Genomic DNA, 15,949 nt, shown 5'->3' with positions numbered 1-15,949 from the left:
GCCTTCCTGAGTGTCGAGGTGGGGAGAAGCCGATTTTCGCCGCGGCGTCCCATGCCCGAATCGTGTGTCACGGGTGGACAGGGACCGGCCCGCCGTGTGTACGATTCACCCCGTCGCCGGGCGGCTCCCCCCGTGGCCGCCCGGCGCTCAAGCTCTCCGTCCGGCCGCCCTAGACTGGCCCGGATGAGCCTCCCCTCCCCCGCCGACGAGCCCCTGGTCTGCTCGGCCCGGGGCTGCCGCGCCCCCGCCGTCTGGGCGTTGGAGTGGAACAATCCGCGCCTGCACACCGCCGATCGGCGCAAGACCTGGCTGGCCTGCGCCGAGCACCGCGACAGTCTCGGCGAATTCCTGAACGTCCGCGGCTTCCTTCGTGCCGTCACTCCGGTGCCCGGATCGCCTACCCTCGACACGTGAGCGAGCGCAGCGAGCGACCGATGAGACACGGCAGCGTGGCGCTCCGCGCCGACGGGCAGGGCGAGGCGGCGGCACACGGCGCACGGATCGTGCGGCGTGGCGGCGCGCGGAACGGCGTCCGCCGGTGAGCGCGGAGGACCGCATCGACCGCCCGACCACCCCCGACCCCACCTCCCCGGCCAGTCCGCCGCCCGGCGTCGCGCCGCCGCCCGGCGCGTTCGGGGCACCCGGCACCCTCGGTCCGGACCCTTCCCCACCGGACGTGTCGTGGCCGGCCCCGCTGCCGCCGAGCGCCCTGCCCCCGTCCGGCGGGCACGATGCGGGACCGCTCCCGCCCGACCTGCCGTCGCCTGGTCTCCTGCCGCCGGGCCCGGGTGCGTTGCCCCACCCCGGTCCGCAGTCGTCGGGGCGGGGGCCGCTGGAGCCCTGGCCGGACACCGTCCAGTGGCAGCCCATCTCCACCAACCTGATCTGGGTGGAGCTGATCCGACTCGCGGTCGTGGTGGCCATCGGCCTGGCGGTGACCGCGATCGGCTGGGCGTTGAGCGACCACTGGCTGTTCGGGCTCGCACTGGCCCTCGTGGTGGTGCTCGGCGCGTGGCGGGCCACGGCCATCGTCCGCGCGGTACGCGCCTGGGGCTACGCCGAACGCGACGACGACCTGCTGGTGCGGCACGGGCTGCTGGTCCGGCGGTTGTCCATCGTCCCGTACTCCCGCATGCAGTTCGTCGACGTGAGCGCCGGCCCGCTGGAGCGTGCCTTCGACCTGGCCACCGTCCAGCTGCACACGGCGGCGGCAGCCAGTGACGCGCGGGTGCCGGGGCTGCGTCCGGCGGAGGCGTCCCGGCTGCGCGACCGGCTCACCGCGCTCGGCGAGGACCGGGCGGAGGGTCTGTGACCGCCCGCGCGGGCGACCGTCGGCACCGCCGAGGGCCGGCCCGATGACCGACGGTCCCGCCGAGCCGGGCACCCGGCCGCCGCTGCCCGCCGGCCCGCCCACGCCGCCGTACCCCGCCGGCCCGCCTGTTCCGCCGCATTCCGCCGGCCCGCCTGTTCCGCCGTACCCCGTCGGCCCGTCTGCTCCGCCACACCCCGCCGGCCCGCCTGGGACGCCGTACCCCGTCGGCCCGGCCGCTCCGCCGTACCCCGCTGGACCGTCCGGGGTTCCGCCCGGGGCGGTTCACCCGGTGCCGGCGTCGCCGGGCGGCGGTGACGGTGAGCCGCGGCAGCGGCTGCACCCGCTCAGCCCGCTGCTGCACGGCGCCAAGTCGCTGGTAGTGGTGATCGCGGGCCTGTCCTGGTCGACGCTGTCGCGGGTCGGCTTCGGCTGGTTCGCCGCCATGGTGGTGGTCCTGGCGCTCGGCGCGACAGTGCTGTCGGTGATCAGCTGGTACAACACCGGCTACCACGTGGTGGGCCGCGAACTGCGGGTGCACGAAGGGCTGCTCTGGCGGCGTACCCGGGCCATCCCGTTGGAGCGGTTGCAGGCCGTGGAGGTGGTCCGGCCGCTGCTCGCCCAGCTCACCGGCCTGGCCGAGCTGCGCCTGGAGGTGGTCGGCGGGGGCAAGACCGAGGCACCGCTGGCGTACCTCGGAGTGGCCGATGCGGCCCGCCTGCGCGAGCGGCTGCTGGCGCTCGCCGGGCGGACGACCCCGCCGCCCCCGCCCGGCGTTCCCGCGCTCCCGGCGGAACCCGGGACGCCGGCGGCCGCGCCGGGCCGGCCGATGCACGCGGTGCGCAACCAGGACCTGCTGGTCAGTCAGTTGCTCACCCCGCAGGCGTTCCTGCTCCCGTTCGGCCTGGCGTTCGTCGTGGTGCAGTTCGTCACCGCCGGCTCGTGGTCCTTCGTCGCGGTGGCGAGCACGCTTACCGCGATGGCCGGTGTGCTGCTGCAACCGATCCGCCGGGTCCTCGACGACTGGAACTTCCGGCTGGCGCGCGACGGCGGCACCCTGCGGGTGCACAACGGCCTGCTGGAGACGCGCGCGCAGACCGTGCCGCTGGACCGCGTCCAGACCGTCCGGGCGACCTGGCCGCTGCTGTGGCGGGTCAACGACTGGCTGCGGCTGCGGTTGGAGGTGGCCGGCTACTCCGCGGCGGAGGCCGACGACCGTAACCGGCCGGACCGGCTGCTACCGGTCGGCGACCTGCCGACCGCCGCGATGATCGTCGCCGAGGTGCTGCCGGGCGTACGCCTGGACGCGCTGACGCTGAGCCCACCACCGCCCCGGACGCGCTGGCTGCACCCGCTCGGGCGCGGCGCGCTCGGGGCGGGCCTGTTCGAGCGGGTCTTCGCCACCCGGTCCGGACTGCTCACCCGGCAGTTGGCGATCGTGCCGTACGCGCGGATCCAGAGCGTGCGGGTGGTGCAGGGCCCGGTGCAGCGCCGCCTGGGCCTGGCGACCGTGTACGCGGACACCGCCGGCGGCTCGGGCGCGGCAGCCCAGGACCGCGACCTCACCGAGGCGTGGACCCTGGCAGCCGAGCTGACCACCCGAGCAACCAAAGCCCGCCGCACCCCCTAACCCCCACCCACCCGCTCTGGTGATCATGAAGTTATTGCCCCGACACGCCGAGCGGACGGGCAACAACTTCATGATCGACGGGGTCTGGCCGGGGCGGGGCAGGGGTCCGTCAGTGGTCGGCGGGTATCGCTTGTTGGTCGTCTGGTGTGGGGTGCCTGTCGGCCGATGGTTCGGGGGCTACCGGCTGCCCTGGTGGTTTGTCGGCGGCCCCCGCTCGGCGGGCCCGCAGCGCCGCCCAGCCGCGCTCGGCCAGGCCGACGACCAGGTAGGTCAGCCCGACGTACGTCCAGCCCACCAGCACGTCGATCACGTAGTGCTCACCGGAGTAGACCAGGGTGAAGGTCATCGCCAGCGGGTACGCGAGCAGCAGCGGCCACCAGCGGCGACGGGTGGTGCTCAGGAAGAACAGCACCACGAACAGCGCCCACGCTGTGTGCAGCGACGGCATCGCGGCGACCGGGTTCGAGGCGATCTGGCCGGCGTTGAGCACGTTGCCGGCGCCGTGCATGCCGAACGCCTTCCAACCCCGGGTGGAGATCCGGGCGACCTCGGTGAGCAGGCCGTTCTGCGCGGCCCACCAGGGCGGGGCGGCGGGGTAGATGAAGTAGGTGGCCAGGCCGGCGGCGCAGAGGAAACCCCAACGCCGCATGTAGGCGGCCCAGCGGTGCCGGTCACGCAGCCACAGCACCGCGGCGGCGGTCAGCGCCACCACGAAGTGCGAGAAGTACACCCAGCTCGCCGCGACGTCCCACCAGTGCACCTGCGGGCGGTAGAGGTGCTCCTGCAACCAGATGGTGGGCACCTCCCCGCCGGTGGCCCAGCCGAACATGAACCGGTCGGCGACGATCAGCTCCATGGCGTGCGGGGTGGCCCCGTTGTCGGCGAACCCGCGCGAGAGGTTGTAGACGACGAACAGCAGCACCACCGGCACCCAGTCCCGGGCGAAGCGCAGGTGGCTGCGCCACGGGCGGTCGCTGTTCCAGGCGATGGTCCCGAGCCAGATCCACACGAAGGCGTAGGCCGGGTCGGTGGGCAGCCCGATCGCCAGCCAGGCGGCGACGAAGGCGACCGCCCAGACCGTCATGGCGACGATGCGCCGACGGCCACCGTCCGGGGACGCGGGCGGGTCGGTCCGGGCGGGGGGTTGGGGGTCAGTCACGACGGCCATCGCGGTCAAGGTTAACGACGGGTCCGGCATCGACCGACGGGGACCACCCGGCGAAGCCGTGCGCGTGTGGGCGGCGGCCGGTGTGCGGATCGCCGGGCGCGTGCTCGACGGGCTCGGCGAGCACCTAGGCTGACGACCATGCAGGAGCAGCCCGAGCCGGCCTTCGCGCCGGGTCTGACCGCCCAGGTCGAACTGACCGTCACCGACGCGGACACCGCCCAGGCGGTCGGTTCGGGGGACGTACCGGTGCTGGGCACACCACGGGTGCTCGCACTCGCCGAGGCGGCCACCGTCGCGGCCACGGCGGCCACGCTGCCGCCCGGGTCGACGACTGTGGGCACCCGCGTCGAGTTGGAGCACCTCGCGCCGACGGTGGTCGGGCGCACGGTACGGGCACAGGCCCTGCTCGCGACCGTCGACGGTCGCCGGCTGTCGTTCGAGGTCACCGTCGCGGACGGCGACCAGACGGTGGCCCGGGGCCAGGTCGACCGGATCCTGGTGGACCGGCAGCGCTTCGTCGACCGGGCCGGGCGGTCGTCGTGAGCGCCGGGTTCACCGAGGTCGCCAACCGGGTGTACGTGCTGCCCGAGCCCCTGCTGCGGGTCAACGTCACCCTGGTCGTCGGCGACGACGAGGCGCTGCTGGTGGACACCCTCTCGTCGGCCAGGCAGGCCACCGAGCTGGCCGCCGCCGTCGGGCGGGTCACCGACCGTCCGCTGACGCTCGTCAACACCCACCACCACTACGACCACTGCTTCGGCAACGCCGTCCTGGCCGGCGATCCACCCCGCCCGGTGTACGCGCACGAACGGGCCGCCGCGGCCCTGCGCGACGAGCCGGAGCGGCTGCGCCGGGAGGCGTACGAGGAGGTGCGCACGGAGCACCCGGAGCTGGCAGCCGAGCTGGCCGACACCCCGCTGCTCGCTCCGACGCACACGGTGCACACCGAGACCGAGCTCGACCTCGGTGGCCGGCGGGTGCTGCTGCGGCACCCGGGGCGCGGGCACACCGACGCCGACGTGGTGGTGCACGTGCCCGACGCGGACGTGCTCGTCGCCGGCGACCTGGTGGAGCAGAGCGGCCCGCCCGCCTTCGAGGACTCGTACCCCCTGCAGTGGCCGGACGCCGTCGCGGACCTGCTGCGGCTGACGACCGCGCGCACGGTGGTCGTGCCGGGCCACGGCGACCCGGTGGACGTCGGATTCGTCCGCGCCCAGCACGCCGACCTGGCGCGACTGGCCTGGCTGATCCGCGCCGCGCACACCGGCGACGCGCCGCCCGAGCGGGTGGCCGCCGAGGCGCCCTTCGGCGCCCGCGCCGCCCTGATCGCCGCCCGCCGCGGCTACACCGAACTAAACGGAACCCCCTAACCCCGCCCCTCGCCCCCGCCCCCCAACCTCGCCGATCTTGCACTTCCTGCCGCGACATAAAGGGCAAGAGGGGGCCAACCGCCGACCGAAAGTGCAAGATCGGCGGGGCAGGCAGGGCGGGGCGTGGGGCAGGCAGGGCGGGGCGTGGGGCGGGGCGGGCAGGGCCAGGGGTCAGGGGCAGGGTCAGGGTTTGAAGCGGCGGTCTACCTCGGTGCGGGTGGGCATCGCTGTGGCGCCGCCGGGGGATTCGCAGACGAGGCCCGCCACGCGCAGCGCGAAGGCCACCCGTTCGACCCAGCCCGCCGGCTCGTCGGGCTCGCCGTCCAGGAGCAGGTCGGCGATCAGCGCGGCCATGACCGAGTCGCCGGCGCCGGTGGCGTCGACGGCGTTGACCTTGGGGGCCGGCACGCGTACCGGATCCGCGCCGGCGGTGGCCAGCACCGCGCCCGCCGCGCCGAGCGTCACCACCACTGTGGTCGCGCCCAGCTCACGCAGGTACGCGGCCACTCCCTCGACCGGTTCGTGCGGGTAGAGCAGTTCGGCGTCGGCGGTGCTCAGCTTGACCAGGTGCGCGCCCGCGGCGAACTCGGCCACCACCTCGCGCAGCCCGTCCAGCGCGGCCGGACCGTCGAGCAGGCGGGGGCGTACGTTCGGGTCGAAGACGCGCAGTCCGGGCGCGAGCGACCAGGCGCGGCGCGCGGCGGCCAGGGTGCGCGGTTTTGCCAGCACGATCGAGCCGCAGTAGAGCACGTCCGCGCCCTCGATCAGCGCCAGGTCCAGATCGTCGGGGCCGAACAGGCTGTAGGAGGGCGGTTCGCCGTAGAAGCGGAAGTCGGGCTCCGGCCCGGCGTAGGTGACCACCGCGAGCGTGGTCGGCGCCGGTGCCGTGACGGCACCGGCGAGACCGACGCCGACATCGGTCAGGAAGCCGCGGATCCGCCCGCCCAGCACGTCGTCGCCGAGCGAGCCGACGAACTGCGCCGCGCCGCCGAGCCGGGTCACCCCGACGGCGACGTTGAGCGGTCCACCGCCGATCGCCTGCCGGTAGACCCGTTCCCCGTCGCGCTCGGTGTCGAGCAGGTCGACGAGCGCCTCGCCGAACACCACCGCGTACCCCATCGAAGTCCCTTCGTCGTCGTCAGCCGGCAGCGCGCCGGCGTGCCCCACGCCGTGCGGCCGCGGGCGATCGGGCGGACCTGGTCGGCTGGGATCAGGCTGGCACAACGAACGCCCTGCTGGGCGGCGAAGAGGCGGTACGGCGTCAGCCCGGGTGGTGGATCGGCCCGTCGAGCGCGGACAGGGGCCGACCGCTGCCGCCCCAGCGGGCGGCGACGATCTGCGCGGCGACGCTCACGGCGGTCTCCTCGGGCGTACGGCCGCCGAGGTCCAGCCCGATCGGTGAGGCGAGCCGGTCGAGCTGCTCCAGGGTGAGCCCGGCCTCGCGCAGCAGCTTGTGCCGCTCGTCGTGGGTGCGCCGCGACCCCATCGCGCCGACGTACGCCAGTGGTTGGCGCAGGGCCAGCGCCAGCAGCGGCACGTCGAACTTCGGGTCGTGGGTGAGCACGCAGACGACTGTGCGCGCGTCGATCCGGCCGGCGTCGACCTCGGCCCGCAGGTAGCGGTGCGGCCACTGCACCACCACTTCGTGCGCGTCCGGGAAGCGCCGGTCGGTGGCGAACACGGCCCGGGCGTCACAGACGGTCACCCGGTAGCCGAGGAACGCGCCGATCCGGGCCACCGCGGCCGCGAAGTCGATAGCCCCGAAGACGATCATCCGGGGCGCGGTGGCGTGCGTGGCCACGAAGAGGCTGAGCCCGGCGCCGCGGCGCTGCCCCTGGTAGCCGTACCGGAGCACGCCGCTGTGCCCGGCGGCGAGCAGTCCGAGCGCGTCGTCGGTAGCGGCGTCGTCCAGCCGGTCGTCGCCGAGCGAACCGGTCACCTGTCCACCGGTCAGCACCAGCCGTCGGCCCAGTCGCCCGGCCGGGTCGGTCGGGGCCGCGCCCGGGGTGTCGCCGGCGTCGGCCGCCACGCAGGTGACGACCGCGGCCGGTTCGCCGGCCCGCCGCGCGGCGGCGACCGCGTCCACCTGCGCGCGGGCGTCGCCGTCGACCCGCTCCACGAACACGTCGAGCATCCCGCCGCAGGTCAGGCCCACGGCGTACGCCTCGTCGTCGCTGACGCCGTAGTGGACCAGCTCGGGTACGCCGGTGGCGAGCACGTGGCGGGCACGCTCGTAGAGGTCGGCCTCGACGCAGCCGCCGGAGACGCTGCCGGTGACCGTGCCGTCGGCGGCCACGAGCATGGCGGCGCCGGGCGGCTGTGGCGCCGATCGCCAGGTGGCGACGACCGTGGCCAGGGCGACCGGCTCGCCGGCGCGGCAGCGGCGGTGCAGGTCGTCGAACACGTCGGGCACGCGCTGCCGCCTCCTTCGTCCCGTCGCCGGCCGGTCCCGCCGTACGGCCGGCACGGCGACGTGCGCCGCCCCGACGCGGGAGATCGGCCCGGACGGCAGTCGTCGCCGTGGGGATGCAGACCATCACTATAGGAGAGAACCCATCGGTCCGATCGGGAGTCGGGTGAGCCGGCGGACCACGCCTGCCGCGTTTGGCACATCGAGGGTCGACTATTGCGCAGGCGGTCGGCGACGTGGTGGGATGGCGCATACCGGGCGGTGCGAGGGCTGCCGCGCCGCCGGTTGCCGGGTTGGTTCGACGCGAGGGCACCGGTCCAGGACAGGACCGTCGATGGCGTGTGTCCGCTGGCCGCACTTCGGCCGGGGCACGTCACAGTGATCGCCGCATCCGCCCCCACGGCGCTGCGACGACACCACAACCCCACCCGATTGCGGCGGGGCGGCTCGGGCGGCACGCCTCGCGAGTCAGGAGAACCCGTGAACCGTTCCCGTACGGCCGCGTTACTCACCGCGGCCCTTACCTTCGCGCTGGGCGCCGTAGCGCTTGCGGCCAGTCCGCAACCGGCGGCCGCGCACGGCGCGGCGATGACGCCGGGCGCCCGGACCTACCTCTGCTGGCAGGACGGCCTCAGCCAGACCGGTGAGATCAGGCCGAACAACCCCGCGTGCGCCGCCGCGGTGGCGCAGAGCGGGACGAACTCGCTCTACAACTGGTTCAGCGTGCTGCGCTCGGACGCCGGTGGCCGTACCACCGGCTTCATTCCGGACGGGCAGCTGTGCAGTGGTGGCAACACCGGCTACCGGGGCTACGACCTGCCCCGCACCGACTGGCCGCTGACCCACCTGACCTCCGGCGCGCGGCTGGACTTCCGGTACAGCAACTGGGCGCACCACCCGGGCACCTTCTACTTCTACGTCACCAAGGACAGCTGGAGCCCGACCCGGGCGCTGGCCTGGAGTGACCTGGAGGAGCAGCCGTTCCTGACGGTGACCAACCCGCCGCAGCGCGGCAGCGTCGGCACCAACGACGGTCACTACTACTTCAGCGGCAACCTGCCGTCGGGTAAGAGCGGCCGGCACATCATCTACTCCCGCTGGGTGCGCTCGGACTCGCAGGAGAACTTCTTCGGCTGCTCCGACGTGGCGTTCGACGGCGGCAGCGGCCAGGTGACCGGTGTGGGTCCGGGCGGGTCGAACCCGACCACTCCGCCGCCCACCACGCCCCCGCCGACCACTCCGCCGCCCACCACCCCGCCGCCGACCACTCCGCCGCCCACGACGCCGCCGCCGACCACCCCGCCGCCGACCACGCCGCCGCCGTCGACTGGTGACTGCATGGCCGTCTACAAGGTGACCAGCGCCTGGCAGGGTGGCTTCCAGGGCGAGATCACGATCATGAACCACGGCAGTACGCCGTTCGCCGGCTGGACCGCGAGCTGGACCTGGCCCAACGGGCAGGCGATCAATCAGATCTGGAGCGCCACCCAGACGACGTCCGGCGCCTCGGTGACGGCGACGAACGTCTCGTACAACGGCACTGTCGCACCGGAGGGCACCACCACGTTCGGCTTCCTGGCCAGCAGCACGGGAACGAACGGCATCCCGACTGTCACCTGCGCCCGACGCTGAGGGTCCCTGAAATGATCAAGAGGTTTGCGTCACCCGGAGTCACTCGGGTGACGCAAACCTCTTGATCGACGGGGTGGGGGTCGCCGGTCAGCGGACCATGGAGCCGACCACCGGCTTCGTCAGCAGAGCCGACTGGTTGCGCTGGATGCCCGGGTCGAGCGTCTTGGCCACGAAGATGGCGTGCCAGATGCAGAAGATCAGCACCGTCCACACCTTGCGGGAGTGGTCGGCCTCCTCCCGCTTGTGCTCGTCGAGCAGCCGCAGGGCGTACGACAGGTCGAGCAGGTCACCCGCGCCCGAGGTGCTCAGCACGTGCCGGGCCCACTCGTACATCTCCCCGCGCAGCCACACCCGGGTGGGCGTCGGGAAGCCCAGCTTCTTGCGGTTGACGATCGCCGGCGGCACGACACCCTGCAACGCCTGACGCATCGCGTACTTGGTCGCGTCGGAGCGCGGCGGCAGCTTGAGGTCCACCGGAATCTTCGCCGCGACGTCGAACACCTCGCGGTCGAGGAACGGCACCCGCACCTCCAGCGAGTGCGACATCGAGATCCGGTCGGCCTTGACCAGGATGTCGCCGCGCAGCCAGGTGTAGAGGTCGACGTACTGCATCTTGGTGACGTCGTCCAGCTCGGTGCACTCGGCGTAGATCGGCGCGGTCACGTCCGTGTAGCGCACCGAGGGGTCGTAGCGCCGCAGCAGGTGCTGCTTCTCCTCCTCGGTGAACATCCGGGCGTTGCCGTAGTAGCGCTCCTCGATCGGGGTGGTGCCACGCTCCAGGAAGCTCTTGCCCTTGACCCCCTGCGGGATCGCCTTGGAGACCGCGCGCAGGCCCTTCTGCACGCCGCCGGGCAGGCCGTTGACGGTGCCGAGCGACAGCGGCTCCCGGTAGATCGTGTAACCGCCGAAGAACTCGTCGGCCCCCTCGCCGGAGAGCACCACCGTGACGTGCTCGGCGGCCTTCTTCGCCACGAAGTACAGCGGCACCAGCGCCGGGTCCGCCACCGGGTCGTCGAGGTGCCAGACGATCTTCGGCAGCGCGTCGATCATGTCCTGCGGACCGATCTTGGTGGGGATGGTGGTGACGTCCAGGTGCCGGGCCGACTCCTGCGCGACGTCGATCTCCGAATATCCCGGCACGTCGTAGCCGACGGTGAAGGTCAGGATGTTCGGGTTGAACTCCCGGGCCAGCGCGACGACGGCCGTCGAGTCGATGCCGCTGGACAGGAACGAGCCCACCGGCACGTCGGAGCGCATGTGCATGCGTACGCTCTCGCGCAGCGTCTCCCGGATCTCGTGGTAGAGCTTCTGCTCGTCGTCGACCGGCGCGGGCCGGAACACCGGCCGGTACCACCGGCGCACGTCGATCCGCCCGCCCGGAGACCAGGTCAGGTACTCCCCCGAACCGATGCGGCTGATGCCCTTGTGCAGGGTGCCGGGCTCGGGAACGTACTGCAGCGTCAGGTAGTGGCTCAGGTTCGCCGCGTCGACACCCGCGTCGCCCTGGTAGCTGCTGTGCGCGAACGGAAGCAGCGCCTTCTTCTCCGACGCCAGGTAGAGGCCGTCGGCGGTCTCCAGGTAGTGCAGCGGCTTGATGCCGAAGTAGTCGCGGGCGCCGAACGCGCGCCGCTCCTGCCGATCCCAGATGACGAAGGCGAACATGCCGCGCAGGCGGGTGAGCACCTGCTCGCCCCAGAAGTGGTAGCCGGCGACGATCACCTCGCCGTCACCTGCGGTCGCGAACTGCGCACCGAAGTTCCGGACGAGCTCGTCGCGCAGCTCGATGTAGTTGTAGATCTCACCGTTGAAGGTGAGCAGATAACGGCCGTTCGCGTAGGGCAGCGGCTCGTGACTCGACGCGACGTCGATGATGGCGAGCCGCTTGTGGGCGAACACGCCGTCCGCGTACCGGCCGGAGGCGTCACCGACCACCTCGACCCCTGTCTCGTCGGGGCCGCGGTGGTGCAGGCATTCCAATGCTCCGGCGATGTGGTCGCGGTGCGCGGCGGCGTTGCCGTTCGCGCTGAAGAAGGCCAGGAGTCCGCACATGGTGGTCATCTTTCCACGCGGTCCGTCGGCCCGTCGCAGCCGTCCGTCGATCCGGAGCGCTCCCGGCCCCCACCAACACGAACCGGGCACGCGGTACCGTCGGGACCAGCAACGAAGCGGAAGGGAGCGGCGCAATGACCGAGGAAAGCACCGACGGTACGCCGACAGACGGCACGGAATCGCACGATCCGGACTTTCCGGAGGCGTTCCTGTCCTTCATGCGGCAGGGCTGGCGGGACACCGAACTCCCGGTCACGCCCCGTCCCGAGGCGCCCAACTACGCCAAGCGCCGCGCCGCGCTCTCGGCCGCCTTCCCCGGCGAGACACTTGTCATCCCGACCGGCGGCGAGAAGGTCCGCGCCAACGACACCGCCTACCCGTTCCGGCCGGGCAGCGACTTCGCCTACCTGACCGGCGACCACGACCCGGACAGCGTGCTGGTGCTGCGCCCGAACGGCTCGGGGCACGACGCGACGCTGTACATGCGGCCCCGCTCATCCCGCGAGACCGACGAGTTCTTCCGCAGCCGGCACGGCGAGCTGTGGGTCGGCCGGCGACACACCCTCGGCGAGAAGTCCACCGAGCTGGGCCTGCCCACCGCCGACCTGACCGGCCTGGAGGCGGCGCTCGCCGACCTGGCGCCCGGTCGCACCAGGGTGCTGCGCGGCTTCGACGCCCAGGTCGACGCGGCCGTCCGCCCGTACGACGGGGTCCGCGCCGACGGGCAGCCGCCCCGCGACCGGGAACTGGCGATCGCCATCTCGGAGCAGAAGCTGGTCAAGGACGAGTGGGAGATCGGCCAGCTTCAGGACGCCATCGACGCCACGGTGCGCGGCTTCGAGGACGTGGCCCGGATCCTCCCCGCCGACCGCGCCGTCTCGGAGCGCCTGCTGGAGGGCATCTTCGCGCTGCGCGCCCGCCACGACGGCAACGACGTCGGGTACGGCTCGATCGTCGGCGCCGGCGAGCACGCCACGATCCTGCACTGGGTGCACAACCACGGCGCCACCCGTCCGGGTGACCTGCTGCTGATGGACATGGGCGTCGAGGGACGCAACCTCTACACGGCCGACGTGACCCGGGTGCTGCCGGTCAACGGCCGGTTCACCGCCCTGCAACGGCAGGTCTACGACATCGTGTACGCCTCGCAGCAGGCCGGCATCGACGCCATCCGCCCCGGCGTCAAGTTCAAGGACGTCCACCTGACCTGCATGCGGGTGCTCGCCGAGGGCCTGTCCGACCTGGGCCTGCTGCCGGTGAGCGTGGACGAGGCCATGGACGAGAAGTCCTCGGTCTACCGGCGCTGGACGCTGCACGGCTTCGGTCACATGCTCGGCATCGACGTGCACGACTGCTCGAACGCCCGCAAGGAGACCTACCGCGACGGGGCCCTGGGCGAGGGCTACGTGCTCACCGTCGAACCGGGCCTGTACTTCCAGCCGGAGGACGAGCTGGTCCCCGCCGAACTGCGCGGTATCGGCATCCGCATCGAGGACGACGTCCTGGTCACCGCGACAGGTGCGGTGAACCTGTCGGCCGGCCTGCCGCGTACCGCCGACGAGGTGGAGACCTGGCTGGCCGAGCAGCGCGAAGCAGGCCCCCGCCTGCCCGCCTGACCCAAGCCCCGCCCCTCCCCCGACCCCGGAGGTCGCCGCCTCGGCCTCGGCCCGGACCTTGCCCCGGACAGGGCAGGTCCGGGCCGTCCCTTGCCCGGACCGGCGTCCAGGGCCGGACTCGTCCCGGCGCGTTGATCCACTCGACTTCCGTGCTGTCGGGGTGTCCGAGGCGTCCGGACAGCGCGTCTTCCTGAAACCTGAGTCGATCACGCCCAGCGACACCGAGGCGCCCCACAAGGGGCGCCTCGTGGTGTTTGGGCTGCTCACGCCCCTTCCTGTCCTGCCGGACCATTACGGGCTCCTGCCCTAACCTGAGGCATATGCGGGGTTTTCTCGGATACGTCCGCCTCGCGAAGATAGTTCTCATACGGTGGGCATCAGAGGCTGCAACCGATTTGTGGCTGGTCGTGGCGCTGCGGGCGGTGCGACCCCGTCTGGTAGTAGGAAGGGCGGAAGGCTCTGATGTCCAACGACGTAACGAGTACCGACGGCGGGGCCTCGACGGCTCCGCCGACACGACGACGACGGGCCCTGTGGGTTGCCGGCGTCGCCGGCCTGACCGGGGTGGTCGGCCTGGCCGCCCTCGGTGGCGTGGCCGCCCGGGACGACAAGCCCACCTCCGACCGGGTGTCCGATGCCCAGCCGTCAACCAACCGGCAGAACGTCAGCGACGCTGGCGCGAACGCCGACGGCGGCACGGAGAACGGCGGCAAGGAGAGCGGCACCGACGACGAGTGGAGTGGCGACGACTGGAGTGGTTTCGACTACCGCTCCGGCAAGGACGACAAGCGCGACGACAAGGACCGCACCAGGCAGGTGCCCTGCGACTCGGACAAGCTGATCCAGGCGATCACCTTTGCCAACAACGGCGACGGCGGTGTGCTGGAGCTGGCCAAGGGCTGCACGTACACCCTGACCCGCAACCAGGACGGCAACGGCCTCCCGGTGATCACCGAGAACATCACTCTCAAGGGCGAGCACACGACAATTGGTCGTGAGGCCACTGCCGACTACTTCCGCATCCTGAACGTCGGCGCGGGTGGGCAACTCACCCTCAAGGGCCTGAGCATCAAGGGTGGGCAGACCATCCAGCGGGCGATGACCGTGGAGCCGGCGACGGTCTGGGGGCCGTACTCGACCTCGGTGCGGACCACCGCGACGACGGCCAAGCCGGCGGCCACCACTGCAGCGGGCACCACTGCAGTGGGCAGCGCGGCCCAGCCGGCAACGGCGGCGGCAGCGAAGCCGGCGGCGTCCACCGACCCGACGACGGCGGCCAAGCCGACCGCCGCCAAGGCGGCCACGACCAAGGCGGCAGCGGCCAAGGCAGCGACTGTCAAGGCGGCGGCCAAGCAGGCTGCGACTGCCAAGCCGGAAGCAGGCAAGGCGGCGGACCCGACGGCAGCGGCCAAGGCGGCAGCGGACGCCAAGCAGGCAGCGGCAACCGCAGCCAAGCAGGCAGCGGACGCCAAGCAGGCAGCGGCAACCGCAGCCAAGCAGGCAGCGGACGCCAAGCAGGCAGCGGCGACCGCCAAGTCGGCCACGTCGACGAAGGTAACCGCCGCCAAGCCGGCAGCAGCTACCGCGGCCAAGCCGGCAGCAGCCGAGGCTCCGACGACGGCGGCCGGAGCGGCGGTTGTGCCGCTGGTGGAGGAGCCCGGATTCAACGACGGCGCCGGGGTGCTCGTACAGCCTGGGGGCCGGGCGGAGATCCTGGACAGTGAGCTGCTCTACAACCAGTCCGGCGGCAACGGTGGCGGGTTGGCGAACTTCGGCAGCGCCCGGCTCAGCAAGAGCACGGTTGCGCACAACACCGCCTTCTTCTTCGGCGGTGGCATCTTCAACGCCGGCGTGCTCCAGGTCGACGAGTCGAAGATCAAGGACAACACCGGGATCATCGGCGGCGGCGGCATCGCCAACGGCGCGGCCGAGATCTTCACCGAGTCCGTCGACGGCGGTGCGGTCTGGGTCTACAAGAGCGAGGTCACCGACAACGAGACGCTCGGCTTCGGCGGCGGCGTCCTGGACGTCGAGGGCACCACGACCCTGCACGACACGAAGGTCACCGACAACACGGCGCTCCTGGACGGCGGCGGCGTTGCCGTGGCCGACAGTCAGCTCACCCTCAAGCACGCCACGGTGGCCAGGAACAGCGCTGGCCGCCAGGGTGGTGGGGTGGCGGTCGTCTCCGACAGCACCGCGACGATCGAGGACACCGCCATCGCGGACAACACCGCCGGGTCCGGCGGGGCCGGCCTCTTCAACGAGGACAGCCGCACGACGCTGCGCGACAGCGAGGTCGTCGGCAACCGGGCCATCGGTCCCTTCGCCCGCGGCGGCGGCATCCTCAACGCCGAGGGGAGCGAGGTCAGGCTCTACCGGACGACGGTGGCGCACAACTTCTCCACCCTTGAGCCGGGGGGCATCTTCAACAGCCTCGGCGGCACCGTCCTGCTGGACGACGAGTCCGCGGTCACCGCCAACCGCCCGACGAACTGTTTCAACGTTCGGGACTGCTTCGCCTGATCGGGTGGGGCTGAACCACATAGAGGGCACGCCTCTCCGAGCCGGTCACGGCACGGAGGGGCGTACCCATTTGGGCTGCTCACAGGCCCGACGGCCCGGCTTGGGGGCGGCGTACCCGCCCGGGGTGTCCCGGCCACCAAACGCGCGAACGTGAACCTAATGTGGGGTTGTTTCGGATACGCCCCCGAGGCGAGGAACATTCTCATACGGTGGTTTTGGGAGCTACAACCGATTTGTAG

General features: G+C 72.4%; 13 protein-coding genes. 9 read left to right on the top strand and 4 right to left on the bottom strand.

The genetic code is table 11. From position 1 onward, the window contains the following. The first annotated feature begins 183 nt into the window (after window positions 1–183). From ACLQ27_RS27765 to ACLQ27_RS27750, 4 genes are all read left to right on the top strand, one after another. Window positions 184–414, top strand: a complete 231-nt coding sequence (locus ACLQ27_RS27765; RefSeq protein ID WP_357493371.1) for a hypothetical protein — start codon at window positions 184–186, stop codon at window positions 412–414. Continuing rightward, window positions 411–542: a hypothetical protein gene (locus ACLQ27_RS27760; protein ID WP_357493373.1), complete on the top strand. Its 132-nt coding sequence runs from the start codon at window positions 411–413 to the stop codon at window positions 540–542. The genes ACLQ27_RS27765 and ACLQ27_RS27760 overlap by 4 nt, the downstream gene beginning before the upstream one ends. A gap of 230 nt (window positions 543–772) precedes the next feature. Beyond that, window positions 773–1,312, top strand: a complete 540-nt coding sequence (locus ACLQ27_RS27755; RefSeq protein WP_357493458.1) for a PH domain-containing protein — start codon at window positions 773–775, stop codon at window positions 1,310–1,312. A gap of 43 nt (window positions 1,313–1,355) precedes the next feature. Further along, window positions 1,356–2,939: a PH domain-containing protein gene (locus ACLQ27_RS27750; protein ID WP_425869425.1), complete on the top strand. Its 1,584-nt coding sequence runs from the start codon at window positions 1,356–1,358 to the stop codon at window positions 2,937–2,939. 109 nt (window positions 2,940–3,048) lie between these two features. Here the strand turns inward: ACLQ27_RS27750 and ACLQ27_RS27745 are convergent, their stop codons facing one another. After that, complete coding sequence (locus tag ACLQ27_RS27745) at window positions 3,049–4,107, bottom strand: phosphatase PAP2 family protein (RefSeq protein WP_305076148.1); 1,059 nt, start codon at window positions 4,105–4,107, stop codon at window positions 3,049–3,051. 138 nt (window positions 4,108–4,245) lie between these two features. On the opposite strand from ACLQ27_RS27745, the gene ACLQ27_RS27740 reads away from it, so the two are divergent. Continuing rightward, window positions 4,246–4,650 (top strand): thioesterase family protein, encoded by a 405-nt coding sequence (locus ACLQ27_RS27740; protein ID WP_425869423.1) that lies wholly within the window; start codon window positions 4,246–4,248, stop codon window positions 4,648–4,650. Further along, a complete protein-coding gene (locus tag ACLQ27_RS27735) occupies window positions 4,647–5,477 on the top strand; it encodes an MBL fold metallo-hydrolase (RefSeq protein ID WP_425869421.1) in 831 nt (276 codons plus the stop codon). The genes ACLQ27_RS27740 and ACLQ27_RS27735 overlap by 4 nt, the downstream gene beginning before the upstream one ends. Window positions 5,478–5,660: 183 nt before the next feature. Here the strand turns inward: ACLQ27_RS27735 and ACLQ27_RS27730 are convergent, their stop codons facing one another. Both ACLQ27_RS27730 and ACLQ27_RS27725 read right to left on the bottom strand, forming a co-directional pair. Further along, on the bottom strand, window positions 5,661–6,596 hold the full coding sequence (locus tag ACLQ27_RS27730; protein ID WP_357493381.1) for a carbohydrate kinase family protein: 936 nt from the start codon (window positions 6,594–6,596) through the stop codon (window positions 5,661–5,663). A 142-nt stretch (window positions 6,597–6,738) separates the two neighbouring features. Then, entirely contained in the window at window positions 6,739–7,890 is a 1,152-nt protein-coding gene (locus ACLQ27_RS27725; RefSeq protein ID WP_357493383.1) for an XdhC family protein, read from the bottom strand. Window positions 7,891–8,367: 477 nt separating this feature from the next. On the opposite strand from ACLQ27_RS27725, the gene ACLQ27_RS27720 reads away from it, so the two are divergent. Continuing rightward, the gene (locus ACLQ27_RS27720; protein ID WP_357493386.1) at window positions 8,368–9,519 is read left to right on the top strand and encodes a lytic polysaccharide monooxygenase auxiliary activity family 9 protein; all 1,152 of its coding nucleotides are present in this window, start codon (window positions 8,368–8,370) and stop codon (window positions 9,517–9,519) included. An 87-nt stretch (window positions 9,520–9,606) separates the two neighbouring features. Here ACLQ27_RS27720 and asnB read toward each other — a convergent pair whose 3' ends face one another. Further along, on the bottom strand, window positions 9,607–11,568 hold the full coding sequence (gene asnB / locus ACLQ27_RS27715) for an asparagine synthase (glutamine-hydrolyzing) (protein WP_357493388.1): 1,962 nt from the start codon (window positions 11,566–11,568) through the stop codon (window positions 9,607–9,609). 134 nt (window positions 11,569–11,702) lie between these two features. On the opposite strand from asnB, the gene ACLQ27_RS27710 reads away from it, so the two are divergent. Together ACLQ27_RS27710 and ACLQ27_RS27705 are read left to right on the top strand one after the other, a co-directional pair. Beyond that, window positions 11,703–13,184, top strand: coding sequence for an aminopeptidase P family protein (locus ACLQ27_RS27710; protein ID WP_357493391.1), 1,482 nt, complete (start codon window positions 11,703–11,705; stop codon window positions 13,182–13,184). A gap of 462 nt (window positions 13,185–13,646) precedes the next feature. After that, window positions 13,647–15,710, top strand: a complete 2,064-nt coding sequence (locus tag ACLQ27_RS27705; protein ID WP_425869417.1) for a right-handed parallel beta-helix repeat-containing protein — start codon at window positions 13,647–13,649, stop codon at window positions 15,708–15,710. The last annotated feature ends 239 nt before the right edge of the window (window positions 15,711–15,949 follow it).

The organism is Micromonospora sp. DT63 (assembly GCF_049841615.1).
Taxonomy (GTDB): Bacteria; Actinomycetota; Actinomycetes; order Mycobacteriales; family Micromonosporaceae; genus Micromonospora.
This window is presented reverse-complemented; position numbering and strand designations above follow the sequence as displayed.

Coding starts and splice junctions, on each gene's coding strand:
- ACLQ27_RS27765 (WP_357493371.1), top strand. CDS start 184: ATGAGCCTCCCCTCCCCCGCCGACGAGCCCCTGGTCTGCTCGGCCCGG.
- ACLQ27_RS27750 (WP_425869425.1), top strand. CDS start 1,356: ATGACCGACGGTCCCGCCGAGCCGGGCACCCGGCCGCCGCTGCCCGCC.
- ACLQ27_RS27745 (WP_305076148.1), bottom strand. CDS start 4,107: ATGGCCGTCGTGACTGACCCCCAACCCCCCGCCCGGACCGACCCGCCC.
- ACLQ27_RS27740 (WP_425869423.1), top strand. CDS start 4,246: ATGCAGGAGCAGCCCGAGCCGGCCTTCGCGCCGGGTCTGACCGCCCAG.
- ACLQ27_RS27730 (WP_357493381.1), bottom strand. CDS start 6,596: ATGGGGTACGCGGTGGTGTTCGGCGAGGCGCTCGTCGACCTGCTCGAC.
- asnB (WP_357493388.1), bottom strand. CDS start 11,568: ATGTGCGGACTCCTGGCCTTCTTCAGCGCGAACGGCAACGCCGCCGCG.
- ACLQ27_RS27710 (WP_357493391.1), top strand. CDS start 11,703: ATGACCGAGGAAAGCACCGACGGTACGCCGACAGACGGCACGGAATCG.
- ACLQ27_RS27705 (WP_425869417.1), top strand. CDS start 13,647: ATGTCCAACGACGTAACGAGTACCGACGGCGGGGCCTCGACGGCTCCG.